Here is a 23,225-nt window from a genome sequence, read left to right as displayed (position 1 = left end):
TACCCGGCACCGGGGTACAATCGCCACGTGTGCCCGATCAGGCGAATGCGCCTTATCTTCATATTGATTAGCTAAGCTTGTAGAGCAGGGCAAGGCACTTTTTGCCCGGCGCACCGTCATAATCTGCACGACTGTTTCTTTATCTTGAGGTGTCATCGATGAAAGCCTGGATCTGTGTGCCATTGATTGCGTTGGCGTTGGCGGGTTGCGCGGGCAAGACGGCCTACCGCGAGAGCTGCGGAACCCAGCTGGATGCCGCCTGGCGTGAGCTTGACCTGGCCAAGGCCGAAGGCTTTGCCGGCACCGTGAGTTACTCCAAGGCCCTGTCGCTGTTGACCGGGGCCAAGACCCAGCAACAGTTCGAAGCCTACGAGGGCTGTTCGGCCAAGGCCGAGAAGGCGCGTTTCTACATCCGCGAGTCGCGCGCCGGGCGTTGAGTCTCTGAGGATGGTCGAGGATCGTTCCCACGCTCTGCGTGGGAATGCCTCGCCGGACGCTCCGCGTCCGCTCTGCGACGCAGAGCATGGGAGCGATCATTGAGCGGGCAAAGGATGTAGTATTCCCGGCGTCTCCCCGCGTTTGGATGTCTGCCTATGCGCAGTAAACTGGAAGCCTGCCTGCAGGCTGTCAACCAGGTGGTATTGGGCAAGGATGCCCAGGTTCGCCTGGCCCTCACCTGTCTTCTGGCCGACGGCCATCTGCTTATCGAGGACCTGCCCGGCATGGGCAAGACCACCCTCAGTCACACCCTGGCCAAGGTGCTTGGCCTGAGCTTCCAGCGTATCCAGTTCACCTCCGATCTGCTGCCCAGCGATATCCTCGGCACCTCGGTGTTCGACAAGGACAGCGGGCGTTTCGTCTTCCACCCGGGGCCGATCTTCGCCGAGCTGGTGCTGGCTGATGAAATCAACCGCGCCACGCCCAAGAGCCAGAGCGCGTTGCTCGAAGCGATGGAGGAGGGGCAGGTGACCATCGAAGGCGCCACCCGCCCGTTGCCCTCGCCGTTCTTTGTCATCGCCACGCAGAACCCCACCAGCCAGGGCGGCACCTTTGCCTTGCCCGAGTCGCAGCTGGACCGCTTCCTGATGCGCGTGTCCCTCGGCTATCCGGCCCGGGCGGCGGAAAAGGCACTGCTGCTCGGGGCCTCGCGCCGGGACCTGTTGCCGCAATTGCAGCCGATCCTCAGTCACCACGAACTGGCGGCGTTGCAGCAGGAGGTCAAGCAGGTCCGGGCCAGCGATGCCCTGGTGGACTATGTGTTGCGCCTGGTCGGCGCGACCCGCAGTGAAGCGCAGTTCGCCTGGGGCCTCTCGCCGCGGGCGAGCCTGGCGATCCTCGCCGCGGCCCGGGCCTGGGCGTTGCTGGCCGGGCGTGACTATGTGATTCCGGAAGATGTCCAGGCGGTGCTGCCGTCGGTGGTCAGCCATCGCCTGCGCGAGCGCGCCGATCCGGCCGGGCTGGGCGGTGGTGCGCTGGTGCAATGGTTGTTGCGCGAGGTGCCGGCGCTTTGACCGGCCGACTGCGGGCCGCCTGGCAGGCCTGGCTGGGCCGGCGCCTGCCGCCCTCGGCACGGATCGAACTGACCCAGCGACGCATCTTCATCATGCCCAATCGCGCCGGCGGTGTCTTTGCGGCGTTGTTGCTGCTGATCCTGCTGGTGGCGATCAATTACCAGAACAGCCTGGCCTACGCTTTGTGTTTCCTGTTGTTGTCGGTGTTCGTCGTAGCGATCCTGCATACCTACCGCAACCTCAGTGGTCTGGTGCTGAGCGCCGGGGTCGGGCCGGCGGTGTTTGTCGGTGAAGAGGCACGTTTTGTCGTGCGCCTGGAAAGTGCAGGGAAAAGCCACCAGGCAATCCAGCTGGGTTGGTCGACGCCGCCGACACAGGTAGTGGATGTGCCGCCGGCGGGATTCTGCGAACTGGAACTGACGCATGCGACCCAGGTCCGCGGCTGGTTGCCGGCTCCGCGTATCGGCGTGCGCAGCAGCTTCCCCCTGGGCATCCTGCGGACCTGGAGCTGGGTCGATCTCGGCCAGCAGGTGCTGGTTTATCCACAGCCCCTGGAAGGCGAGCTGCCGAGCCTCGCCAGCGTGCCCGACGATGAGCAGGAGGAAGGCGTGCGGGCCCACGGCCAGGGTGTCGATGACTACCAGGGCTTGAAGTCCTACCAGCCCGGCGATTCCTGGCGACGCTTGCACTGGAAGGCCTATTCCCGAGGCCAGGGGCTGCTGATCAAGGACTTCGCCCGCCTTGAGGGGCGCGAGCGCTGCCTGGATTTCCTCGCGCTGGGTGGTGATGTCGAGCAGCGCCTGTCGCGTCTGTGCTACTGGGTACTGGAGTTTTCCCGGCGCCAGGAGCCGTTCGCCTTGCAGTTGCCCGGGCAGCGGTTCGCCACGGATTCCGGCGCGGCCCATTGCGAGGCCTGCCTGCGGGCCCTGGCGCTGTTCGGGAAAAACCCATGAGCAGTGCGCCGCTGATTTCCCGGGCCAGCCTGGTCTGGCTGCTGGTGGCCCAGGCCCTGGTGATGCTGCCGTTCTGGTTGCATGTGCCGGTGTGGATGGTCGCGTTCTGGCTCGGTTGCACGATCTGGCGCATCCAGGTCTACCGCATGCGGGCGCGGTTTCCCGGCAAGGTGCTGGAAGTCCTGTTGCTGGTTGCGACCATCGCCGGCATCTGGCTCTCGCGCAAGAGCCTGATCGGCCTGGATGCCGGTGCCGTGCTGCTGGTGGCGATGTTTATCCTCAAGCTGGTGGAGACCCGGACCCGTCGCGATGCGCTGGTGCTGATCTTCCTCGGGCTGTTTTGCGTGGCGGTGGCCTACCTGTTCGAAGACAGCCTGCCGTGGGCGGCCTACAGCCTCTTGCCGGTCGGTGCCTTGCTGGCGGCCCTGATCGGTTTGCAGCAGGGCCCCGGCACCCGCCCGGCGGCCACGCTGAAGCTGGCCGCGGTCCTGTTGGCGCAGGCGTTGCCGCTGATGCTCCTGCTGTTCCTGTTTTTCCCGCGCATTGCGCCGTTGTGGTCCTTGCCGCTGCCGAGCGACAAGGGCATGACCGGGCTTGCGGAGAGCATGTCGCCCGGCGAGGTGGCCGAGCTCGGCCGTTCCGCCGAACTGGCGTTCCGCGCCAGTTTCGAGGGGCCGCTGCCGCCGCGTCGGGCACTGTACTGGCGCGCCCTGACCCTGGAGCAGTTCGATGGCCAGCGCTGGAGCCAGTCGCCGGGCGTGTCTTTCAGTCCTGCGCCGAAATGGCAGGCCAGTGGCGAGCCCTGGCGCTACAGCGTGATCCTGCAGCCGAGCGGCAAGCCCTGGCTGCCGACCCTGGATGTCGCCAGCAGCGACCAGGGCGATGTGCGCCAACTGGCGGACTATCGCCTGCAGCACCAGCGCCCGGTGCAACAGGCGCTGCTGTACCGGGCCAGTTCCTGGCCGCAGGTCGCGCGCGATCTCCAGCTCAACGAGCGGGCCCGGCGCCAGGATCTGCAACTGCCCGCCCAGGGCGACCCGCGCACCCGGCAGTGGGCCACGGAACTGCGGCAACGTTATCCACAGCCCCGGGACCTGGTGGCGGCACTGCTCACGCATTTTCACGACGAGCCCTATCACTACACCCTCAAGCCGCCGACGCTGGGCGCGGACAGTATCGATGCCTTCCTGTTCGACAGCCGCCAGGGCTTCTGCGCGCATTTTGCCGGTGCCATGACCTACGTGTTGCGCGCGGCGGGTATCCCCGCGCGAGTGGTGGCCGGTTACCAGGGCGGTGAGTTGAACCCGGCGGGCAATTTCCTCACCGTGCGCCAGTACGACGCCCATGCCTGGGTCGAATACTGGCAGGCCGGACAGGGCTGGCGCAGTGTCGATCCGACCTACGCGGTGGCGCCGGAACGGATCGACCAGGGCCTGGAGCAGGCCCTGGCCGCGGATGAAGGTGCGCCCGGGGCTTCGGTTTTCTCGCCGCTGCGCTACCGCCATCTGACCTGGCTCAATGAGTTGCGCCTGGGCTGGGATAATCTCAATTACGGCTGGCAGCGCTGGGTCCTGGGGTATCAGGGCGAGCAGCAGTTCAAACTGATGGGACGCTGGTTCGGCGATCTCGCCGGGCTGATGCTGCCGGTCGGCCTGGTGTTGATCCTGGCGCTGCTGGCGTTGTGGTTGTTGCGTCCCTGGCAGGCCAAGGCCGACCCGCAGCTACGGCTATTCGCGGCCTTTGAAAAACTGCTGGCGCGCCGCGGCCTGGTGCGCGAGCCGGGCGAGGGCCCGGCGGCGTTCGCCGAGCGCGCGGCCCGGCAGTTGCCTCGCCAGGCCGAGCTTATCCGCGAGTTCACCCGGTTGTTCATCAGGCAGCGCTATGCTGACCAGATCCCGTCGATGGATGCATTGCAACAGGTGTTGCGGTCATTGCGTCGCAGTCTTGGAAGTTCGATTTGGGAGTGAGTGTCGATGTCGGTCCTGGTAGATCGCTTGGTGGCTCAGGTGCTGAGCCTGGAAGTACGCCTGTTGGCCTGTCATGCGCGGGTGGATGCGCTGACCGATGACGAGGGGCTGCATGACCTGCGCACCACCGTCCGACGCCTGCGCAGCCTGTTGCGGCCGTTGCGCGGGTTGCCGGGTGTCGAGCAACTGGAGCAGGCGGCGGCCGAGGTGGGGCGGCTGACCACGCCGATCCGCGATCGCGAGGTGCTGGCGGCCTATCTGCACCGGCAGGGGCATCATGTCGCGGCGGCCCGGCGGACCGCGCAGTTGTCCGAGGATTACTGGAAAGTGGCGGGCAGCGATGAGCTGAAGAACCTCTTCAGCACCCTCGATGCCTTCCCGCGTTTCTTGCGTGCCTCGCAGTATCAGGGGCTGCTCAGGGGGTTGCGCAAGCGCATCGAAAAGCGCCTGGCGAAACAGTGGGACGCTCTCGACCAGGCGCTGCATGATCCGATGCACGACCGCCATCGCCTGCGCCTGCTGATCAAGCGGGTGCGTTACGCCGCCGAGGCCTACCCGGAACTGGATCGCCTGCCGGCGCCGGCGTTGAAGCAGCTCAAGGCGGCCCAGGAGGCGCTTGGCGACTGGCACGATTGCTGGCAATGGTTGTTGCAGGCCGAGCAGCAGCCGGACCTGCAGCCTTGCGTGAGTGGCTGGCGCAGCGCCATGGCGCGGGCCGAGGGCAAGGCCGACCGGGTACTCGATCGGCTGAGCGAGACCTGTTTCAACTGACCGGCTGCAACTGACTTGTTTGACAGGCTGTTTGGCCGGTATGAGCGCTGTATCCCGCGGACGGGCTGGTTAAGATTCATCCCTGTCCTGGTTTCGAGCCGCAGGGCTCGCGCCAGGGCCCAGGGAATTTTTCGCCAGCCGAGGTGTGCATGCGCTTTTCAGATTTGCTTGATGAGGTCCGTCGCGACCCGCAGGGTTTGACCATTCCGGCCGAATGGGGGCAGGGGCGCGCCACGTTCGGCGGCCTGGTGGTGGCCCTGCAGTACGAAGCCCTGCGTGCCCGCGTGCCGGCCGAGCGTCCGTTGCGTTCACTGGCGGTGACCTTTGTCGGTCCGGTCGAACCGGAAGTCCCGGTGACCTTCGAAGTCGAGGTGCTGCGCGAAGGCAAGGCGGTCAGCCAGGTGCTCGGGCGGGCGGTGCAGAAGGGCCAGGTGGTGACCCTGGTCCAGGGCAGTTTCGGTGCGTCCCGTGAATCGGCGGTGGACGTGGGCGCCGAGCCGGCCCCGGAAATGAAGCACTGGGACAAGTGCCAGGAACTGCCCTACGTCAAGGGCGTGACACCGGAGTTCATGCGCCACCTGGCCATGCGCTGGGGTGTCGGTGGCTTTCCGTTCACCGGCAACACATCCCGGGAAATGGGCGGCTGGGTTCGCCTGCGCGGCGACGTCAAGCAGGAACCCCTGACCGAAGCCCACTTGCTGGCCCTGGTGGACGCCTGGCCGCCGGCGCTGTTGCCGCACCTGAACAAGCTGGCGGCGGGCAGCACCCTGACCTGGACCGTGGAGTTCGTCCAGCCGTTGCTGGCGCTCGATACCCTGGACTGGTGCAAGTACCTGGCGGTGATCGAGCACGCCCGCGACGGCTACGGGCATGTGGCGGCGGCGCTGTGGAGTCCGGACGATCGGCTGATCGCCCTGAGCCGGCAGACCGTGACCGTTTTCGGCTGAATGTGGGAGCGGGCTTGCCCGCGAAGACGATGTTCGTGTCACGGGAAATGTGACGGATGTACCGGCCTCTTCGTGGGCAACCCCACTCCCACACCACCAGATCGTTCCCATGCTCGGGCTTGTTGTGGGAGCGGGCTTGCCCGCGAAGACGATGTTCGTGCCACGGGAAATGTGGCGGATGTACCGGCCTCTTCGTGGGCAAGCCCACTCCCACACCACCAGATCGTCCCCATGCTCTGCGTCCGCTCTACAGGTGACGCGGAGCATCACGGGCCGTATTCCCACGCGGAGCGTGGGAACGATCGACAATGATCGGCAAGGAAAGGTTCAGGCTTCGAGCGTATGCCCTTTGCGCCTGAGGCTGTAGGCCGCCACCAGGCCGATCACACCGATGGCCACGTTGGTCGGGTCTTCGCTGAACACGCCCGAGGCGACCAGCAGGAAGGCCAGGGCAAACAGGATCACCGAGAGCAGATGCATGCCTTCGCGGGTGCCGTCGTTCGAAGTGTTCGGCGCAACGCGCCATTGCCAGGCAGGAAGGTGGGGGTGACGTTTGCCCATGGTTATGCTCCTTGGTTCATGTTTTCGATGAACCAAGGATAGGCCGGGCAAACCTCGGCGGCGAATCAACTCTTGCTATCGATTCTATAGCTTGAGCTGGCCAATGGCTTTGCTCAGCTCACCGGCCAGGGTCGCCAGTTCATTGCTGGTGGTGGCCGAGTCCACCGTCTGCTGCACGGTGTTCTCGGTGACGTCGCGGATGCTCACCACCGCCCGGTTCATTTCCTCCGCGACCTGGCTCTGCTGCTCGGCGGCCACGGCGATCTGGGTGTTGCTTTCACGCATCTGTGCCACCGCACCGGTGATCTCGGCCAGGGCCGCGCCAGCTTCCTGGGCCTGTTGCACACAGTCATCGGCCTTGTACGAGCTCTCCTGCATGAAGTCCACGGCATCGCGGGTGCCGGACTGCAGGGCTGAAACCATGGTGGTGATTTCGTCGGTGGAGGTCTGCACGCGCTTGGCCAGGTTGCGCACTTCATCGGCCACCACCGCGAAACCGCGACCCATTTCCCCGGCCCGGGCCGCTTCGATGGCGGCATTCAGGGCCAGCAGGTTGGTCTGTTCGGCGATGCTGTGGATCACGCTGACCACGCCGTTGATCTTCTGGCTGTCCTCGGCCAGGCGCTGGATCATCTCGGCGGTCTGCTGCACGCCGCTGGACAGTCCGGCGATCGATTGCTGCACCCGGCTGACCACCGCCTGGCCGCTGCCGGCCAGGGTGTCGGCGGTCTGCGAGAGATCGCGGGTGGCGCCGGCGTGCTGGGCGATGTGATAGACCGTCGCCGACATCTCGTTGATCGCGGTGGCGGCCTGGTCGGTCTCGCTCTGCTGGCCGAGCATGCCGTGGCGCACATCGTTCATGCTCGAGGCCAGCCGCGCGGCACCGACGTCCAGTTGCGCGGCGGTGCGGGCGACGGTGCCGACCACACGCTGGTAGCCGGCCTGCATGGCATTGAAGGCGCTGGCCATCTGTCCGACTTCATCCTTGCAGGCCAGCGGCACGCGGGCCGACAGGTCGCCGGTTTTCTCGACGTGGAGCATCACGTCCTTGAGGGTATTGAGCTGGCTGAGCAGAAAGCGGATCAGCAACTGCGAGGCGCCGAGCATCGCCAGCATCAGGATGAACACGGCAATGGCGTAGTTGGCGAAGCGCTCGCTGAACACCTGCGCCAGGCTCGGTGCATGGGCGAGCACGGCTACCCGCTGGCTGCCGTGGTTGACGACCTCGGCACCGAGCAACGGGTTCTCGCCGAACAGCGGCATGTAGTCGTAGGCGACCCAGCCCTGGGCGTCACTCAGGCGCGGCAGCATCTGGCCGTTCAGGGTCGGGGTCTGGCCAGCCTGGAACAGCAACAGGTTGTCGCCCTCGGGCAGGGCCTGGGTGGCGGGCCAGGCGGCCAGCAGGCGCGCCTGGGCCTGGGCGGCGCTGCGCGAAGCATCGGTGCGGGCCTGCTGTTCGAGCTGTACCGCGTACAGCACCAGCAGCAGCGTGGTGACGAAGGCCACCGCGTTGACGGCCCAGAATTTGTATTTCAATGAGATGTTGCTGAGCCAGGCACCCATGGAAGGTCTTCTCTGATTGAGCGGAAACAATTTTGGCAAGGTGCCACTATTGTGCCGCTACTCAGGAAGAGGCTTCTTGATATGGATCAAGCAATCGACGGCAAGCCGAAGAACGCCCGGGCGCAGGCGGTGCTATGGGCGGCCAGGTCGGCTTCGCTTTCGCCGCGATGCAGCGCGACTTCCCGCAGCACTTCGGTCAGGTAGGCCGGTTCGTTGCGACCGTTTTTCGGTTTCGGCCGCAGGCTGCGGGGCAACAGGTACGGTGCGTCGCTTTCGAGCATCAGGCGCCCGCGGGGAATTTCCTTCACCAGCGGATGCAGGTGGGTGCCACGGCGTTCGTCGCAGATCCAGCCGGTGATGCCGATATGCAGGTCGAGATCGAGGTAGCTGAACAGGGCCCGTTGCTCGCCGGTGAAACAATGCACCACGGCGGCGGGCAGGCGGTCGCGATAGTCGCGCAGGATCTCCAGCAGGCGCGGGTTGGCGTCGCGCTCATGGAGGAACACCGGCAACTGCAGCTCCACCGCCAGGGCCAGGTGTTCTTCGAGGACCTTCTCCTGCTGCGGGCGCGGGGAGAAATCCCGGTTGAAGTCCAGTCCGCACTCACCCACCGCACAGACGTTCGGCTCCTTGAGCAGGGCTTTCAGACGAGCGGCGCTGTCGGCGCTCCAGTCACTGGCGGAGTGGGGGTGAATACCGGCGGTGGCGAACAACTGGCGACCGCTTTCATCCAGGGTTCGGCACAGCTCCAGGGCCTGCTCGCTGCCCTCGATGCTGGTGCCGGTGAGGACCAGTTGGCAGACCCCGGCGGCATGGGCGCGGTCCAGTATTTCCTGGTGTTTTCCGGCAAAACTGGGGTTGGTCAGGTTGACGCCGATATCGATGAGTTGCATGGTGCTACCTCAGGCCACAGGCCGGAAAGCATATCAGAGCTGTAGATTTATAATAAAAACCAAGAACTACAACGAGTTATGACTGTCTTTTAAAGCCGGAAGAAAGCATCGGTTGGCACCACCTCCGTTGCTGTGCCAGTCTTCCGCACTTTTTTGCGTTCAAAGACGCTCGATTTCTGTCGCTCCCTATCAAGCAATGACGTCACGTCATGACGCTTGAGACGGGACAGTATTCTTTCCGGAGAACGGATGAAGCGACCCTCGCTGTTGCTCCTGCTGTGCCTGTCCTTGCTGCTGCCGCTGCCGGCGGTCGCGCGCCTGGCCGGTCCCCTGGAAATCGGCCAGCCGGGCAAGGTCCGCGACCTGGCGGAGATCCGCGGCAGCCGGGTTCTGCGGGTGCTGGTCAACCAGAGCCGCAACAGTTCCGGGGAAGTCCAGGGCGAAGCGATCGGCGTCGAGTACCACCGGCTGCGCGCCTTCGAGCTGTATCTCAACGGGCACGCCCGCGACAATCAGGAAATCACCTTCAAGATCATTCCCAAGGCCAAGGACCAGTTGCTCGCTGCGTTGCAGCGTGGGGAAGGGGACCTGGTCGCGCCCGGTGAATTGCTCGAGGCGCAGCCCGGGCATGCGGTGAGTGCCAGCGAGCCGATCGGCAATCCGGTGCCCTTGCTGCTGGTGGGGCTCAAGGGCGAAAAACGCTTCAGCCATCTCGAACAGCTTTCCGGCCGGACCCTGGCCCTGACCACCGGCAGCGCCGCCGGCGATGCCGTGAACCAGATCAACCAGAAGCTGGCGCTGCGCAAGTTGCCGCCGGTGAAGATCGAGTGGGTCGATCCGAGTCTGGCCGTGGAGGATGTGCTGGAGATGGTCCAGGGCGGCATTTTCCACCTGACCATCGTCGAACAGCCGATTGCCGAGCGCTGGGCCAAGATCATGCCCAAGTTGCGCTTCGACAAGCAGGTGCTGGTCAGCGAGCCGGGGGAGATGCACTGGTTCGTGCGACGCGACGCGTCGATGCTGCTGGCCAGCGTCGACCGCTTTTTCAAGACCTACAAATCGCCTTCCGACCAGGATGTGGCATTCCTGCGGATCTACCGGCGCCTGTATCAGGTGCATTACCCGCTGGCCAGGTCCGATCGGCAAAAGCTCGAGAAGCTGCGGCCGGTGTTGCAACGTCATGCCCAGGCCCAGGGTATCGACTGGCTGAACCTGGCGGCGCTGGCGTTCAAGGAATCGACGCTGGACCCCAATGCCCGTGGCGCGAGCGGTGCCACCGGGCTGTTGCAGATCACTCCTTCGGCGGCGCAGCGGGTCGGCGTCGGCAATATCCAGAATGTCGATAACAATGTGCAGGCCGGGGCCAAGTACCTGGCGATGATCCGGCGCAAGTTCTTCTCCAGTCCCAAGCTCAACGAGCGCGAACGCATGGCCTTTGTCCTCGCGGCCTACAACATGGGGCCGGAGCGGGTCCAGGGCATGCGGGCCGAAGCCCGGCGGCGTGGCCTGAATCCCAACCAGTGGTTCTTCCAGGTCGAACGGGTGGCGATGGAGCAGGTAGGAATGGCTTCGGTCAACTATGTTAACAGTGTGAACAAGTACTACCTGGCATTCGACCGGGAGCGCGGCTCCCTGGAAGGCCATGCGCTGGAAGGCAACGGGCGAAAAATTGCCTCACGGAAGTAATCGATAAATTCGATGGTTATACAGCGGTTTTTGCGCTTTTGTCATTTTATAAACTGATTAATATGACGCCCATCAACCCGACATTTGAATAAGGATTCATCCCATGAGCACACTGACCCAACGCGTTCTGAGCACCCGTGCCGGCTACGGCCTGACTGTCCTGCGGATCTTCGTCGGCATCATCTTCGCCGCCCACGGCTCGCAGAAACTCTTCGGCCTGTTCGGCGGCTACGGCCTGGCGGGCACCGCGCAATGGATGGAAAGCATCGGCCTGGCACCAGGTCACCTGATGGCCCTGTTGGCCGGCGGCACCGAGTTCTTCGGCGGCCTGGCCCTGATCATCGGCCTGCTGGCGCGCCCGGCGGCACTGGGCCTGGCGTTTCTCTCGCTGGTGGCGATCTTCTCGGTGCATATCCACAACGGCCTGTTCATGGCCAACAACGGCTACGAGTTCGCCCTGGCCCTGCTCGGCGGCACGATCGCGGTACTGTTCGAAGGGGCCGGCAAGCTCTCGGCCGACGCGGCCATCGCCAGGTAGGCGCGAGGATGGTTCGATGAGGCCCGCAGCAGCGGGCCTTTTTCGTTGGGCACGATTCTTGACAGCGGCCCGCGCGGTTCTCTAGGATATTGATTATGCGCCGATTTAAACAGCTACTTGCGGGGCGCCAGGGGAGTCGAACGATCTCCGACAGAAGCCTGATCCAGGCTTCGAAATACCGCTAAAGCGCTGGTTCGGTGTTGCCTCACACCTGCCCGGCAGATCGTTGAGGCGGAGACACGCACTTTGAACAACCCACGCCCCGTTGTACGTCTGGCGCCGATCACGGCCAACCTTCCCGATCGCAATCCGAAAATCCTCCTGGGCGGCAAACACCAGCCGACGCTGCTGCGTTATCTCGATGGCTGGCCACGGCGCAAGGGCCGTGCCTCGGCGTTCCTGATCCAGTTCGTCGAAGACGGTGATTCCCTGGAGCGTTTTGCCGATAACAGTTTCGACCTCGCGGTGATCCAGTCGCCTGCGGCCGAGCAGGCCGAAGCGGTCATCCGGCAGTTGACCCGGGTGGCGCGCCAGGGCCTGATTACCCGGCGCTGAACAAAGACTAGGTGATGATCGTTCCCATGCTCCGCGTGGGAATGCCTCTCGGGACGCTCTGCGTCCGCTGTAGATCTGTGACGCGGAGCGTCACGGGTTGTATTCCCACGCGGAGCGGGGGAACGATCGACAGTTTCGGGGGATCGATCAGTGTGTCTTCAGGGATAGTCGATGGCGGTGATGTACACCAACTGCTCGCCAGTCGGTGTCATGACCCGGACTTCGGCATCCAGCGCCTTGCCTATCAGGGCGCGGGCCAGGGGCGAGTCGATGCTGATCAGGTTCAGCTTGAGATCCAGTTCGTCGGGACCGACGATGCGGTAGCGCGATTCCTTGCCGTCCTCGTTCTCGATGGTCACCCAGGCCCCGAAGTACACCTTGTTCGGGTCGCTCGGGCGCTCGCCGACCACCTTGAGGTTTTCCAGGCGCTTGGTCAGGAAGCGCACGCGGCTGTCGATCTCGCGCAGCATCTTCTTGCCATAGGTGTATTCGGCGTTCTCCGAACGATCGCCCTGGGCGGCCGCCTCGCTGACCGACTGCGTGACCTGTGGCCGCCGCACGTGCCACAACTCGTGCAGTTCGGCACGCATGCGGGCCTCGCCCTCGGGGGTGATCAGGGCGGTGCCGGCGGTGCGGGGCGGGCGGTAACGGCTCATCGTCGATCCATCAGGTTAACGGGGGCGCGAGTCTATCAGCCCTCGCGCAGCACTGTCAGCGGGCTGGCATTCAGCGCCCGGCGGGTGCCGAAGACACCCGCGCCACCGACCATCAACGCACCGATCAGCGGCAGCAGCAACAGCCACGGATGAGGGTGCCAGGGCAGGTCGAAGGCAAACCGGTACAACACCAGGCTCACCAGTTCCGCGCCCAGTGCCGCCAGCAGGCCGCTGGCCGCGCCGAGCAAGCCGAACTCGATCCGCCGGGCCTTGACCAGCAGGCGCCGCTCCGCCCCCAGCGCGCGCAACAGCGCACCCTGGCGAATGCGTTCGTCGAGGGTCGCCTGCAGGCCGGAGAACAGCACCGCCATGCCCGCCGCGAGGACGAACAGCAACACGTATTCGACGGCGATGGTGACCTGCGCGAGGATGCTGCGCAGCTGTTCGAGCAGGGCTTCGACCTGCAGGATGGTCACCGCCGGGAAGGCCCGGGACAGCTCGACGATATCCTTGTCATGTCCTGGCGCCAGATAGAAGCTGGTCAGGTAGGTGGCCGGCAGGTCCTGCAAGGTGCCGGGCTGGAAGATCATGAAGAAGTTCGGCTGGAAGTTGTCCCAGTTGATGCTGCGCAGGCTGGTCACCCGCGCCTCGCGGTTGGCCCCCCCGACGGTGAAGACCAGGTGATCGCCGAGCTTGAGTTTCAGGCTGTCAGCGACCTTGGCTTCCACCGAGACACCGGGGATATCGGTGTCCGGCTGGCCCGACCACCAACTGCCGGCGGTCAGGAGGTTGCCCGGAGGCAGGTCGGCGGCCCAGGTCAGGCTCAGGTCGCGCTGGATCGCGCGGTCGCCGCTGGAATCCTTGCTGACGATCTCCTGCACCGGCTCGCCGTTGATGCTGATCAGGCGGCCCGGCACCACCGGGTAGATCGGCGCCGACTGGGCCGACAGCTTGATCAGGTGGTCACGGAAGCCGTCCTTGTCCGCCGGCAGGATATTCAGGGCGAAATAGTTCGGTGCGTCCTTGGGCAACTGGTTCTGCCAGGTGTCCAGCAACTCGCCACGCAGCAGCGCGATCAGTGCCATGGACAGCAGGATCAGGCCGAAGGCCAGGGATTGGCCGGCGGCGGCCAGTGGATGGCGCAGCAACTGGCCCAGTCCCAGGCGCCAGGGCAGCGCCGCGCCGGCCAGCAGCCGGCGCAGGCTTTGCAGGCCAAGGAGCAGCAGGCCGCCGAGCACCAGCGCGGCAATCACGCCGCCGCCGAGGAGGGCGAAAGTCAGCACCAGGTCGAGGCTCAGGCGCCACATGATCAGGCCGAGGGCCAGCAGTGCGGTGCCGTAGACCAGCCAGGTGCTGGCCGGGATCGGCAACAGGTCGCGGCGCAGTACCCGCAGCGGCGGTACCCGACCCAGCGCGGCCAGTGGCGGCAGGGCGAAACCGGCCAGGGCCACCAGGCCTGTGCCGATCCCGGCGATGGCCGGGATCAGGCCGCCGGGCGGCACATCGGCGGGCAACAGGTCGTGCAGCAGATAGAACAGTCCCAACTGCGCGAGCCAGCCGAGCAGGGCGCCGCTGATGCTGGCGAGCAGGCCGAGGATCGCCAGTTGCAGGCTGAACAGGGCCATGGTTTCCCGGCGCGACAGCCCGAGGCAGCGCAGCAGGGCGCTGGCATCGAAGCGGCGGGCGGCGAAGCGGGTCGCGCTGAGGGCCACGGCCACCCCGGACAACAGCACCGCCACCAGGCTCGCCATGTTCAGGTAACGCTCGGCCTTGCCCAGGGCCCCGCCGATCTGCTGGTTGCCGTCGCGGGCATCGAGCAGGCGCTGGTTCGCCGCCAGTCCCGGCTTGATCAGGTCGCGGTAGGTGAGCAGGGCGCTGGCCGGGCCGCGCCAGAGCTCCCGGTAGTTGACCCGGCTACCGGGCTGCACCACGCCGGTGGCTTCCAGGTCCGCGAGGTTGATCAGCACGCGTGGGGTCAGGCTGTAGAAGTTTCCGGCCCGGTCCGGTTCATAGGTGAGCACCCGGGCCAGGCGCACGGTCTTCATGCCGACATCGATGCTGTCGCCGATCTTCAGGTCCAGCGCGGTCATCAGCCGGGCTTCGACCCAGGCCTCGCCGGGCCGCGGGCCGCCGCCGGCGGTTTCGGCGCCAAACGGCTCGGCGGCGCTTTTCAGTTCGCCGCGCAGGGGGTAGCGGTCGTCGGCGGCCTTGATGCTCGACAGCTGGATGCCGTTGTCGGTGGCGATCACGCTGGAGAATTCGACGATCCGCGCATGCTCCAGGCCGAGGTCGCGGCCGCTCTGGATCTGCTCCGGGCGGGCTGTCGAAGTGCCGTCGAGCACCAGGTCGGCGGCGAGGAATTCGGTGGCGCGCAGCATCATCGCGCCGTTCAGGCGGGCGCCGAAATAGCCGATGGCGGTGCTGGCCGCCACGGCGACCAGCAGGGCGAAGAACAGTACCCGCAACTCGCCGGCACGGGCATCGCGCAGGAGCTGGCGGGTGGCGAGGCTGAACAGGCGCAACAGCGGCAGGCGTGCCATCAAGGCTCCAGGGGGCCGACCAGCTGGCCGGCTTCAAGGCGGATCAGGCGCCGGCAACGGTGGGCCAGGCGTTCGTCATGGGTCACCAGCACCAGGGTGGTGCCGCGCTCCTTGTTCAATTCGAACAGCAGGTCGCTGATGCGTTCGCCGGTGTGGCTGTCGAGGTTGCCGGTCGGCTCGTCGGCGAACAGTACATCCGGTTCGGCGGCAAAGGCCCGGGCGATGGCCACCCGTTGCTGCTCGCCCCCGGACAACTGGCGCGGCGAATGGGTCAGGCGTTGGCCCAGGCCGACCCGTTCCAGCAGGTGGCGCGCGCGCTCGCGGGCGTCGCTGCGGCCGTCCAGTTCCAGCGGCAGCATGACGTTTTCCAGGGCGTTGAGGCTGTCGAGCAACTGGAAGCTCTGGAACACGAAACCGACGTGTTCGGCGCGCACGCGTGCACGCTGGTCCTCGTCCAGGCTGCTCAGGGCACGCCCGGCCAGGGTCACTTCGCCGCTGCTGGGCAGGTCGAGGCCGGCCAGCAGGCCGAGCAGGGTGGATTTGCCGGAACCGGAGGCGCCGACGATGGCGAGGCTGTCGCCCTTGTTCAATGTCAGGCTCAAAGGGTGCAGGATGGTCAGTTCACCTTCCGCGCTGGGAACCACTTTGCTAAGGTTCTGCGCGGTGAGAATGCTTTCGCCCATGGAGAATCCGATGCGAGTGTGGTTTTTGAGTGCCGGCCTGGCCTTGATGTGCATGGCCCAGAACGCGGCGGCGGGTACAGTCCTGATCGTTGGCGATAGTATCAGCGCGGCTTTCGGCCTGGATACCCGTGTCGGTTGGGTGTCGCTGCTGGAAAAGCGCCTCAGGGACGAGGGTTTCCAGGACAAGGTGGTCAATGCCTCGATCAGTGGCGACACCAGTGCCGGAGGCCAGGCGCGGCTGCCGGCGCTGCTTGCAGAGCACAAGCCGGACCTGGTGATTCTCGAACTGGGGGGCAACGACGGCCTGCGCGGACAACTGCCAACGCAATTGAAACAAAATCTTGCATCGATGATCGACCAGTCCCGGGCCAGTGGTGCCAAGGTCCTGCTGCTGGGCATGCAACTGCCTCCCAACTATGGCGCGCGCTACGTCAAGGCGTTTGCCGAGGTGTATCCGACCCTGGCCCAGGAGAAGAACATCCCGCTGGTGCCGTTTTTCCTCGACGGTGTGGGCGGTCATCCGGAGCTGATGCAGGCCGACGGCATCCACCCGGCGCCCGCCGGTCAGGGCAAGTTGCTCGATAACGTCTGGCCGACCCTGAAACCGCTGCTTTGAGCTTTTTTAGCGACGGTTTTTCGGCTAAGGTGGCGCCCCCGATCTGGAGCCCCCGATGCAGCGTCCCGCCTGGTCCCTATTTGCCTATCAACTGATCGAACCCGACGAACAGCTGGATCTGTTCGCCTGCCAGGAAGTGCGGGTGCACCTGGTCACGCGTCAGCTTGAGCTGGGCGGCTCCGCCGATCGGACGCTCTGCGGCACCTTGTTGCCCGCGCAGCCACGCTGGTCGGGGGTGGACAAGTCGATCTTCCGCGACCAGCGCCTGTGCCCGCTGTGCCGGGCGATTCTCGAATCGCAGAAGCGTGGTACGCCGCCGATCTGGCCGGAATTGCGTTTCGAACTGTAAAACCTGCCTGTCTGCCAGCTGAAGCGCTGCTAATGTCCTCGGGGACGACCTCCCGCTGCGGGGCGGCGTCGGTGTACAATCGCGTTTTATTTTTCCGTTGATCATGCGAAGGATTTCCCGGATGTTGTCGCGCTTTCCTGCCGTCACCCGTTGCCTGTCCATTGCCGCCCTGTGCGCGGCGGGTCCCGTTAGCGCGCTGGAATTGCCGCTGCCACCACCGGGCGAGGACATCGTCGGCCAGGTCCAGGTGATCAAGGCCAAGTATGAAGATACCTTTGCCGACCTGGGCACCACCTACGACCTGGGCTATTCGGAGATGGTCGCGGCCAACCCGGGCGTCGATGCCTGGTTGCCGGGGGCAGGCACCGATATCGTCCTGCCGACCCGCTTCATCCTGCCGCCCGGGCCGCGCGAAGGCATCGTGATCAACCTGGCCGAGTATCGCCTGTACTACTTCCCGAAAGGCCGGAACGTGGTCTACACCTTCCCGCTGGGGATCGGGCGCGAGGGCTGGGGCTCGCCGATCGCCCACACCACCATTACCGCCAAGACGCCGAACCCGACCTGGACGCCGCCGGCCTCGATCAAGGCCGAACACGCCGCCAACGGCGATCCGCTGCCCAACGTGGTGCCGGCCGGTCCGGACAACCCGCTGGGGCCGTTCAAGTTCACCCTCGGTACGCCGGGCTACCTGATCCATGGTTCGAACATGAAGTTCGGTATCGGTACCCGGACCAGCCACGGCTGCTTCCGCATGTTCAACAACAACGTGCTGGAAATGGCCGGCATGGTGCCGGTCGGTACTTCGGTACGGATCATCAACGAGGCCTACAAGTTCGGCATCAGTGGCGGCAAGGTCTACCTGGAGGCGCACACGCCGCTGGATGACAACGGCAACCCGTCGGTGGTCGACAAGCACACCGCGGTGATCAACGCCCTGCTCAAGCGTGACGACCTGGCGAAGAACCTGCGGGTGAACTGGGACGAGGTGCGTGACGTGGTCGCCGCCGAAGATGGCCTGCCGACCGAAATCGCCGTGCCGGGTGCGGCGCCGCTGGTGTCGAACGCGCCTATCGACCTGCAGCAGTAACGGTTTCAATCGACCCGCCCGGGCACTGCTGTCCGGGCGGGTTTTTTATGCGCCATGGAAAACACACGGGCATAAAAAAGCCGATCCAAAGATGGATCGGCTTGATAACAGCCCCGAGGGACTATTACTTGCGGCTTGCTTTTTCCAGCATGCGCAGAGCGCGCTCGTTAGCTTCGTCAGCAGTCTGTTGTGCTTTTTGAGCAGCAGCCAGAGCTTCATCAGCTTTGCGGTAGGCTTCGTCAGCACGAGCCTGAGCACGAGCAGCAGCGTCTTCAGTAGCAGTCAGACGAGCTTCGGTTTCTTTGGATACGCTGCTGCAACCGGTAGCCAGAACAGCGGCCAGGGCCAGAGCCGAGAATTTCAGAACGTTGTTCATCGTGTTCCCCTTCAAGGACTTTCTATTAATGACCATAACCCCAGAGTGAGGAAATAGCCGGCGTACATACTACCCATTACTTGTAGTAAGTAAACTGACGTAACGCAAGAAGCAAAAAAAATTCTTGATGCTGAATATTTTTCAGCTAACTTTTCATGATCCTGTATAAAAAATATGCAGCTGTAGACCCTGTTCTGAGCGCATTGTGCGATCTTCAAGTGCACTAGTGTGCCATCAGCGACGTGTCGCCAGTGTGCATCTAAGAGTCGTTCTAACAGTAGCGGATGACTCTTGCTCTCTACCGTCGTCGCGGCGGGGGAGGCTCTTTTGCTAAATGAAAAGTGACTTTAACCAAGGGCGCTCGTCATAACAGCACAACATTCCGGCAATCTTCAGCCCGTGTTCAGGTTTTCCACCCAAAGGGTGTGTTCGGCCGCGCTATCATCGAAGCGGTGATAGAGCACGTGACGAGCGTGTCTTGAGCATTTGGGCCAAGGGTGCCTACTATTTGATACGTGCTCGGTTTTTCAGGGAGCGGTCGGCTTTTCTCGTTGTCCAAATCGGCACGGGGTGGCGTAGTGGTTCCTTCGCCGGAAAAAGATCGGTAAGGTAGGGTCGAATACCAAGACCCGCGAGGAGTAGTGATGAGCGAGGCGTTGTCCATCCACCATGACCAGGCTGGTCATCAGTTCGAGACCAATGTGGACGGTCATCGTGCCTACCTGACCTATATGGACCTGGGTAAGCAGACCCTGGATATCTACCGCACGTTCGTGCCCAACGCGTTGCGTGGCCGAGGCATTGCGGCGGCCCTGACCGAACAGGCGCTCGAGTACGCCGATCGCATGGGGTATACGGTGATTCCTTCCTGCTCCTATGTAGAGCGCTACATGGAACGTCATCAGCGGCACGCCGCGAAGATCTGAGTCAATCGAACACCTGCAAAAACGCCGGGCATTGCCCGGCGTTTTTGTGTGCGGCAGATCAATCCGCCATCAGCTGCGTGTCCGCTTGGGCAGCACATCCTTGAGCTTGGCATGCATGCTGCGCAAGGTTTTCTCGGTGCTTTCCCAGTCGATGCAGGCATCGGTGATGGACACGCCGTATTGCAGGTCGGCGAGGTCTTTCGGAATGGCCTGACAGCCCCAGTTCAGATGACTTTCGACCATCAGGCCGATAATCGACTGGTTGCCTTCGAGGATCTGGTTGGCGACGTTCTCCATCACCAGCGGCTGCAGGGCCGGGTCCTTGTTGGAGTTGGCGTGGCTGCAATCGACCATGATGTTGGCCTTGATCTTGGCCTTGGCCAGGGCCTGTTCGCAGACCGCGACGCTCACCGAGTCGTAGTTCGGCTTGCCGTTGCCACCGCGCAGGACCACGTGACCGTAGGCATTGCCCTTGGTGGTGACGATCGACACGCCACCTTCCTGGTTGATGCCGAGGAAGCGGTGCGGGCTGGAAACCGACTGCAGGGCGTTGATCGCCACGGTCAGGCCGCCGTCAGTGCCGTTCTTGAAACCGACTGCCGAGGACAGGCCGGAGGCCATTTCACGGTGGGTCTGGGATTCGGTGGTGCGCGCGCCGATGGCCGACCAGCTGATCAGGTCCTGCAGGTACTGCGGCGAGATCGGGTCAAGGGCTTCGGTGGCGGTGGGCAGGCCCATCTCGGCCAGGTCCAGGAGCAATTGGCGACCGATGTGCAGGCCGTCCTGGATCTTGAACGAGTCATCCAGGTAAGGGTCGTTGATCAGGCCTTTCCAGCCGACCGTGGTCCGCGGCTTCTCGAAATAGACACGCATCACCAGGTACAGGCTGTCGGAGACTTCGGCGGCCAGCACCTTGAGGCGCTCGGCGTACTCGTGGGCGGCCTTGATGTCGTGGATCGAGCAGGGCCCGATAACGACGAACAGGCGATGGTCCGTGCCATCGAGAATATTGCGAATCACCTCGCGGCCCTTGGTCACGGTGCGCAGGGCAGCCTCGCTCAAGGGAATGTCACGCTTGAGCTGATCGGGCGTGATCAGCGTCTCGTTGGAGGCGACGTTAAGGTCGTTGATCGGTAAATCAGCCATCGTGTTACTCGTCAGGTCACAGGTGCCGGCCGCCAGCCCCGCGCGGCGGAGCACAGCGATTGAGCGTGTCGGGGAGCGGAACCTTAGCGCGTTAGACCGTGGCCGGGCAATGGGCAGCGGCCTGTTTAATCCAGTAAAGCCCTTATAAATGGCTGTTCGAGGCTGGCGTGGGAGAAATCGCTGGCATGCTGCTGCACCCATTCCTGGGCAATCGCCTCGATATTCTGCGGCTGGGCATTCTGCTGTTCGCGCACCCGCCGGTAGCGTTCGATCTGGCAGATCTGTTCGCTCATGCGGGCGCCGAACAGGGTCTGTTCGTCGACAAAGGCGATGCCCACCAGAAACGCATGCTTGCGTTTCAGGCACCAGGCCACGTAGCCGGAGTAACATGCGGCTTCGCCCAGGCTCGGAATGCACATTTCCAGGGCCGAGCCATGCCGCCAGGCCCGCGGAGAGGGGCAGGCGATGCCGCCGAGGCTGAGGGTTCGCAACCGATGGCGGGAAATGCAGGAATGTTCGAGCAAGGTCAGTTTTACTGGAACGTCTACGGGATGAGGTAGAAAACGCACCATGACAAACGACTCCCTGTGCGGGTCACCGCAAAAACTTCCCCCCAGTATAGTGAAGGGACTGGAGTTGTCCGATTTTGACGCGGACCGGAATTTATTGGCCCTGCCAGGTGTTTCCCTGGTTATCTTCACCAGTGTCGGCTGCGCTTCCTGCCGTTTCGCCCGCGAAGTATTGCCGGGCCTGGGACTGGCGGTGGAGCGCCTGTGCTGGATCGATGCCGGTGACAACGGCGGGCTGGTCCAGCGTTATGAAGTGTTTCACCTGCCGGCGCTGTTCGTGGTCAGGGATGGCGAGTTCTACGGCGCCTTGCGTTGCCGGTTGACCTTGAACGCGCTTGCCGAAGGCCTGGAACGGGCATTGGCCGGCATTCCAGAGGAGTTGCCATGACAGAGCACGGGGCTTCCCCGCGCATCGGTATTATCGGTACGGGGGCCATCGGTACTTTCTACGGGGTGATGCTGGCCCGCGCCGGTTTCGATGTGCACTTTCTGCTGCGCAGCGAATTTCAACAGGTGGCTGCCCATGGCCTGTTCCTCGACAGCCTGATCCATGGCCGGTTGATCCTCAATCCGGTCCAGGCCTATGTCGCCGCGCAGGACCTGCCGCGCTGCGACTGGCTGTTGATCTGCACCAAGGCGCTGGACGATCCGCGGTTGCTGGCATCGCTGGCCGATATCGCCGCGCCCGGAGCGGGCATCCTGCTGATGCAGAACGGCCTGGAGGTCGAGGAACGGTTGCGCCTGGCACTGCCCGACGAGTTGCACCTGCTGGGCGGCCTGTGCCTCAACTGCGTGCATCGCGAGTCCCCCGGCGTGGTGGTGCATCAGGCCATGGGCGGGGTCAACATTGCCTATCACAGCGGTCCGGCGGCGGACGAGCCGGCACGGCGAGCGGTGGTGGAAGCCGCGGCAGGGCTGTTTCGCCGGGCCGGGCTGGAGTCATGGGTGATCGACGACCTGCAGCAGGCGCGCTGGCAGAAACTGGTGCTCAATATTGCCACCAACGGCCTGTCGGTCCTGCTCGACAGCGGCACCGAACGGATGATGGCCGACCCCGACAGCCGGGCCCTGGTGCAGGGCCTGATGGAGGAAGTGGCCGAGGCCGCCAGTGCTTGCGGCTATCCGTTGCCGCCGGGATTCATCGAGCAGTTGATGTACATGGCGGCCAGGGTCCCGGATTATCATCCGAGCATGTACCACGATTATCGGCGCCGTCGGCCCATGGAGCTGGAGGCGATCTACGTGCGCCCGCTGGCCGCGGCGCGGCAGGCCGGCTGCGAAATGCCGCGGACGCAGACACTGCTCCAGGCATTGAGTTTTCTCGAATCACGACAGCTTTCCCAGTAAGGAGTCGCCATGACAGTTTCAGTGACCAGGCCGCGGGTCGGCATTATCGGGACCGGCGCCATCGGCGGGTTCTACGGTGTGATGCTGGCGCGTGCCGGCTTCGACGTGCACTTTCTGTTGCGCAGCGAGTTCTCGGCGGTGGCCGACGGCGGCCTGCATATCGACAGCGCCGTCCATGGCCCGCTGCACCTGGATCCGGTCCAGGCCTACGCCTCGGCCGACGACATGCCGCCCTGCGACTGGTTGCTGGTGGGGGCCAAGACCACCAGCAATGCCAGTCTCGCCCCGCTGATCGCCAAGGCCGCGGCACCGGACGCCAGGGTCCTGCTGTTGCAGAACGGCCTGGAAGTCGAGGAGGAGTTGCGCCCGTTGTTGCCCGATTCGCTGCATCTGCTCGGCGGCCTGTGTTTCATCTGTGTACACCGCAGCGGCCCCGGCGCTGTCGTGCACCAGGCCCTCGGCGCCGTGAACATCGGTTATCACAGCGGTCCGTTGCGCGAGGATGAAAGCGCTCGCCAGGCACTGGTCGAGGAGGGCGCGCGGTTGTTCCGCGAGGCCGGCATCGAGTCCCAGGCCATGGCCAACCTGCAGCAGGCGCGCTGGCAGAAGCTGGTGTGGAACGTGCCTTACAACGGCCTGTCGGTGTTGCTGCGGGCCAGTACCACGCCCTTGATGAGCGATGCCAGCAGCCGCGAGCTGATCCAGGCACTGATGGCGGAAGTGGTGCAGGGCGCCGAGGCCTGCGGTCATGTCCTGCCCGGCGGTTATGCCGAGCACCTGTTCAAGGTCACGGAAAAGATGCCGGACTACTGGCCGAGCATGTACCACGATTTCCTGCACAAGCGCCCGCTGGAACTGGAGGCGGTGTATGCCCGGCCACTGGCCGCCGCCCGGGAAGCCGGGTGCGAGCTGCCCAGGATCCGCGCGCTCTACCAGGCCCTGGATTTCATCGACGCGCACAACGGCTGAAACAGCCAGGAGA

General features: G+C 64.4%; 25 protein-coding genes. 16 read left to right on the top strand and 9 right to left on the bottom strand.

Annotated features, from left to right (window positions below):
• Window positions 1–158: 158 nt before the first annotated feature.
• The 6 genes from ACL9RJ_RS30335 (at window position 159) to ACL9RJ_RS30310 (ending at window position 6,149) form a co-directional block, all read left to right on the top strand.
• Window positions 159–437 (top strand): hypothetical protein, encoded by a 279-nt coding sequence (locus tag ACL9RJ_RS30335; RefSeq protein WP_017128009.1) that lies wholly within the window; start codon window positions 159–161, stop codon window positions 435–437.
• A gap of 156 nt (window positions 438–593) precedes the next feature.
• Window positions 594–1,511, top strand: a complete 918-nt coding sequence (locus ACL9RJ_RS30330) for an AAA family ATPase (RefSeq protein WP_017128010.1) — start codon at window positions 594–596, stop codon at window positions 1,509–1,511.
• Window positions 1,481–2,464 (top strand): DUF58 domain-containing protein, encoded by a 984-nt coding sequence (locus ACL9RJ_RS30325; protein WP_422765941.1) that lies wholly within the window; start codon window positions 1,481–1,483, stop codon window positions 2,462–2,464. The genes ACL9RJ_RS30330 and ACL9RJ_RS30325 overlap by 31 nt, the downstream gene beginning before the upstream one ends.
• Window positions 2,461–4,431 (top strand): transglutaminase TgpA family protein, encoded by a 1,971-nt coding sequence (locus tag ACL9RJ_RS30320; protein WP_422765940.1) that lies wholly within the window; start codon window positions 2,461–2,463, stop codon window positions 4,429–4,431. Before ACL9RJ_RS30325 ends, ACL9RJ_RS30320 begins: the two co-directional genes overlap by 4 nt.
• Before the next feature lie 6 nt (window positions 4,432–4,437).
• Window positions 4,438–5,202 (top strand): CHAD domain-containing protein, encoded by a 765-nt coding sequence (locus ACL9RJ_RS30315; protein WP_017128013.1) that lies wholly within the window; start codon window positions 4,438–4,440, stop codon window positions 5,200–5,202.
• Between the two features lie 149 nt (window positions 5,203–5,351).
• Window positions 5,352–6,149 (top strand): acyl-CoA thioesterase, encoded by a 798-nt coding sequence (locus ACL9RJ_RS30310; protein WP_017128014.1) that lies wholly within the window; start codon window positions 5,352–5,354, stop codon window positions 6,147–6,149.
• A 327-nt stretch (window positions 6,150–6,476) separates the two neighbouring features.
• Here ACL9RJ_RS30310 and ACL9RJ_RS30305 read toward each other — a convergent pair whose 3' ends face one another.
• The 3 genes from ACL9RJ_RS30305 to ACL9RJ_RS30295 form a co-directional block, all read right to left on the bottom strand.
• Complete coding sequence (locus ACL9RJ_RS30305; RefSeq protein ID WP_017128015.1) at window positions 6,477–6,710, bottom strand: hypothetical protein; 234 nt, start codon at window positions 6,708–6,710, stop codon at window positions 6,477–6,479.
• Between the two features lie 84 nt (window positions 6,711–6,794).
• On the bottom strand, window positions 6,795–8,273 hold the full coding sequence (locus ACL9RJ_RS30300) for a methyl-accepting chemotaxis protein (RefSeq protein ID WP_017128016.1): 1,479 nt from the start codon (window positions 8,271–8,273) through the stop codon (window positions 6,795–6,797).
• A gap of 86 nt (window positions 8,274–8,359) precedes the next feature.
• Window positions 8,360–9,166 carry a TatD family hydrolase gene (locus ACL9RJ_RS30295; protein WP_017128017.1) on the bottom strand — a complete coding sequence of 269 codons (807 nt, stop codon included), beginning with the start codon at window positions 9,164–9,166 and terminating at the stop codon, window positions 8,360–8,362.
• 249 nt (window positions 9,167–9,415) lie between these two features.
• Here ACL9RJ_RS30295 and ACL9RJ_RS30290 point away from each other — a divergent pair, with 249 nt between their 5' ends.
• From ACL9RJ_RS30290 to ACL9RJ_RS30280, 3 genes are all read left to right on the top strand, one after another.
• Window positions 9,416–10,852 carry a transglycosylase SLT domain-containing protein gene (locus ACL9RJ_RS30290; protein ID WP_103032962.1) on the top strand — a complete coding sequence of 479 codons (1,437 nt, stop codon included), beginning with the start codon at window positions 9,416–9,418 and terminating at the stop codon, window positions 10,850–10,852.
• A gap of 103 nt (window positions 10,853–10,955) precedes the next feature.
• On the top strand, window positions 10,956–11,390 hold the full coding sequence (locus tag ACL9RJ_RS30285) for a DoxX family protein (protein ID WP_017128018.1): 435 nt from the start codon (window positions 10,956–10,958) through the stop codon (window positions 11,388–11,390).
• A gap of 246 nt (window positions 11,391–11,636) precedes the next feature.
• Complete coding sequence (locus ACL9RJ_RS30280; protein ID WP_017128019.1) at window positions 11,637–11,945, top strand: class I SAM-dependent methyltransferase; 309 nt, start codon at window positions 11,637–11,639, stop codon at window positions 11,943–11,945.
• Between the two features lie 158 nt (window positions 11,946–12,103).
• On the opposite strand, the gene greB is transcribed toward ACL9RJ_RS30280, so the two are convergent.
• Genes greB through ACL9RJ_RS30265 form a run of 3 tightly spaced genes read right to left on the bottom strand, consistent with a single transcriptional unit; the run spans window position 12,104 to window position 15,824 of the window.
• Window positions 12,104–12,601, bottom strand: coding sequence for a transcription elongation factor GreB (gene greB, locus ACL9RJ_RS30275; RefSeq protein WP_017128020.1), 498 nt, complete (start codon window positions 12,599–12,601; stop codon window positions 12,104–12,106).
• A 35-nt stretch (window positions 12,602–12,636) separates the two neighbouring features.
• Window positions 12,637–15,141, bottom strand: a complete 2,505-nt coding sequence (locus tag ACL9RJ_RS30270; RefSeq protein WP_103032961.1) for an ABC transporter permease — start codon at window positions 15,139–15,141, stop codon at window positions 12,637–12,639.
• A complete protein-coding gene (locus tag ACL9RJ_RS30265) occupies window positions 15,141–15,824 on the bottom strand; it encodes an ABC transporter ATP-binding protein (RefSeq protein ID WP_017128021.1) in 684 nt (227 codons plus the stop codon). The genes ACL9RJ_RS30270 and ACL9RJ_RS30265 overlap by 1 nt, the downstream gene beginning before the upstream one ends.
• Before the next feature lie 10 nt (window positions 15,825–15,834).
• Between ACL9RJ_RS30265 and ACL9RJ_RS30260 the strand changes: the two genes are divergently transcribed.
• The 3 genes from ACL9RJ_RS30260 (at window position 15,835) to ACL9RJ_RS30250 (ending at window position 17,879) form a co-directional block, all read left to right on the top strand.
• Window positions 15,835–16,440 carry an arylesterase gene (locus ACL9RJ_RS30260; protein ID WP_017128022.1) on the top strand — a complete coding sequence of 202 codons (606 nt, stop codon included), beginning with the start codon at window positions 15,835–15,837 and terminating at the stop codon, window positions 16,438–16,440.
• A 55-nt stretch (window positions 16,441–16,495) separates the two neighbouring features.
• A complete protein-coding gene (locus ACL9RJ_RS30255; RefSeq protein WP_017128023.1) occupies window positions 16,496–16,789 on the top strand; it encodes a hypothetical protein in 294 nt (97 codons plus the stop codon).
• A gap of 121 nt (window positions 16,790–16,910) precedes the next feature.
• On the top strand, window positions 16,911–17,879 hold the full coding sequence (locus tag ACL9RJ_RS30250; protein WP_017128024.1) for a L,D-transpeptidase family protein: 969 nt from the start codon (window positions 16,911–16,913) through the stop codon (window positions 17,877–17,879).
• A gap of 124 nt (window positions 17,880–18,003) precedes the next feature.
• Here ACL9RJ_RS30250 and oprI read toward each other — a convergent pair whose 3' ends face one another.
• Entirely contained in the window at window positions 18,004–18,255 is a 252-nt protein-coding gene (oprI, locus tag ACL9RJ_RS30245) for an outer membrane lipoprotei OprI (protein ID WP_003448337.1), read from the bottom strand.
• A gap of 644 nt (window positions 18,256–18,899) precedes the next feature.
• On the opposite strand from oprI, the gene ACL9RJ_RS30240 reads away from it, so the two are divergent.
• The gene (locus ACL9RJ_RS30240) at window positions 18,900–19,181 is read left to right on the top strand and encodes a GNAT family N-acetyltransferase (RefSeq protein ID WP_017128025.1); all 282 of its coding nucleotides are present in this window, start codon (window positions 18,900–18,902) and stop codon (window positions 19,179–19,181) included.
• A gap of 69 nt (window positions 19,182–19,250) precedes the next feature.
• On the opposite strand, the gene ACL9RJ_RS30235 is transcribed toward ACL9RJ_RS30240, so the two are convergent.
• Both ACL9RJ_RS30235 and ACL9RJ_RS30230 read right to left on the bottom strand, forming a co-directional pair.
• Window positions 19,251–20,327, bottom strand: coding sequence for a 3-deoxy-7-phosphoheptulonate synthase (locus ACL9RJ_RS30235; protein ID WP_017128026.1), 1,077 nt, complete (start codon window positions 20,325–20,327; stop codon window positions 19,251–19,253).
• 125 nt (window positions 20,328–20,452) lie between these two features.
• Window positions 20,453–20,899 carry a PilZ domain-containing protein gene (locus ACL9RJ_RS30230; RefSeq protein ID WP_042936155.1) on the bottom strand — a complete coding sequence of 149 codons (447 nt, stop codon included), beginning with the start codon at window positions 20,897–20,899 and terminating at the stop codon, window positions 20,453–20,455.
• Between ACL9RJ_RS30230 and ACL9RJ_RS30225 the strand changes: the two genes are divergently transcribed.
• Genes ACL9RJ_RS30225 through ACL9RJ_RS30215 form a run of 3 tightly spaced genes read left to right on the top strand, consistent with a single transcriptional unit; the run spans window position 20,898 to window position 23,212 of the window.
• Complete coding sequence (locus ACL9RJ_RS30225) at window positions 20,898–21,284, top strand: thioredoxin family protein (protein WP_042936157.1); 387 nt, start codon at window positions 20,898–20,900, stop codon at window positions 21,282–21,284. The genes ACL9RJ_RS30230 and ACL9RJ_RS30225 overlap by 2 nt on opposite strands.
• A complete protein-coding gene (locus tag ACL9RJ_RS30220) occupies window positions 21,281–22,243 on the top strand; it encodes a putative 2-dehydropantoate 2-reductase (protein WP_212810672.1) in 963 nt (320 codons plus the stop codon). Before ACL9RJ_RS30225 ends, ACL9RJ_RS30220 begins: the two co-directional genes overlap by 4 nt.
• 9 nt (window positions 22,244–22,252) lie before the next feature.
• Entirely contained in the window at window positions 22,253–23,212 is a 960-nt protein-coding gene (locus tag ACL9RJ_RS30215) for a putative 2-dehydropantoate 2-reductase (RefSeq protein WP_017128030.1), read from the top strand.
• Window positions 23,213–23,225: the final 13 nt, after the last annotated feature.

This window comes from Pseudomonas sp. Mn2068, from assembly GCF_049319725.1.
Taxonomy (GTDB): domain Bacteria; phylum Pseudomonadota; class Gammaproteobacteria; order Pseudomonadales; family Pseudomonadaceae; genus Aquipseudomonas; species Aquipseudomonas gingeri.
Note: the sequence above shows the minus strand (reverse complement) of the source record. Positions and strands in the feature narration are given on the sequence as shown.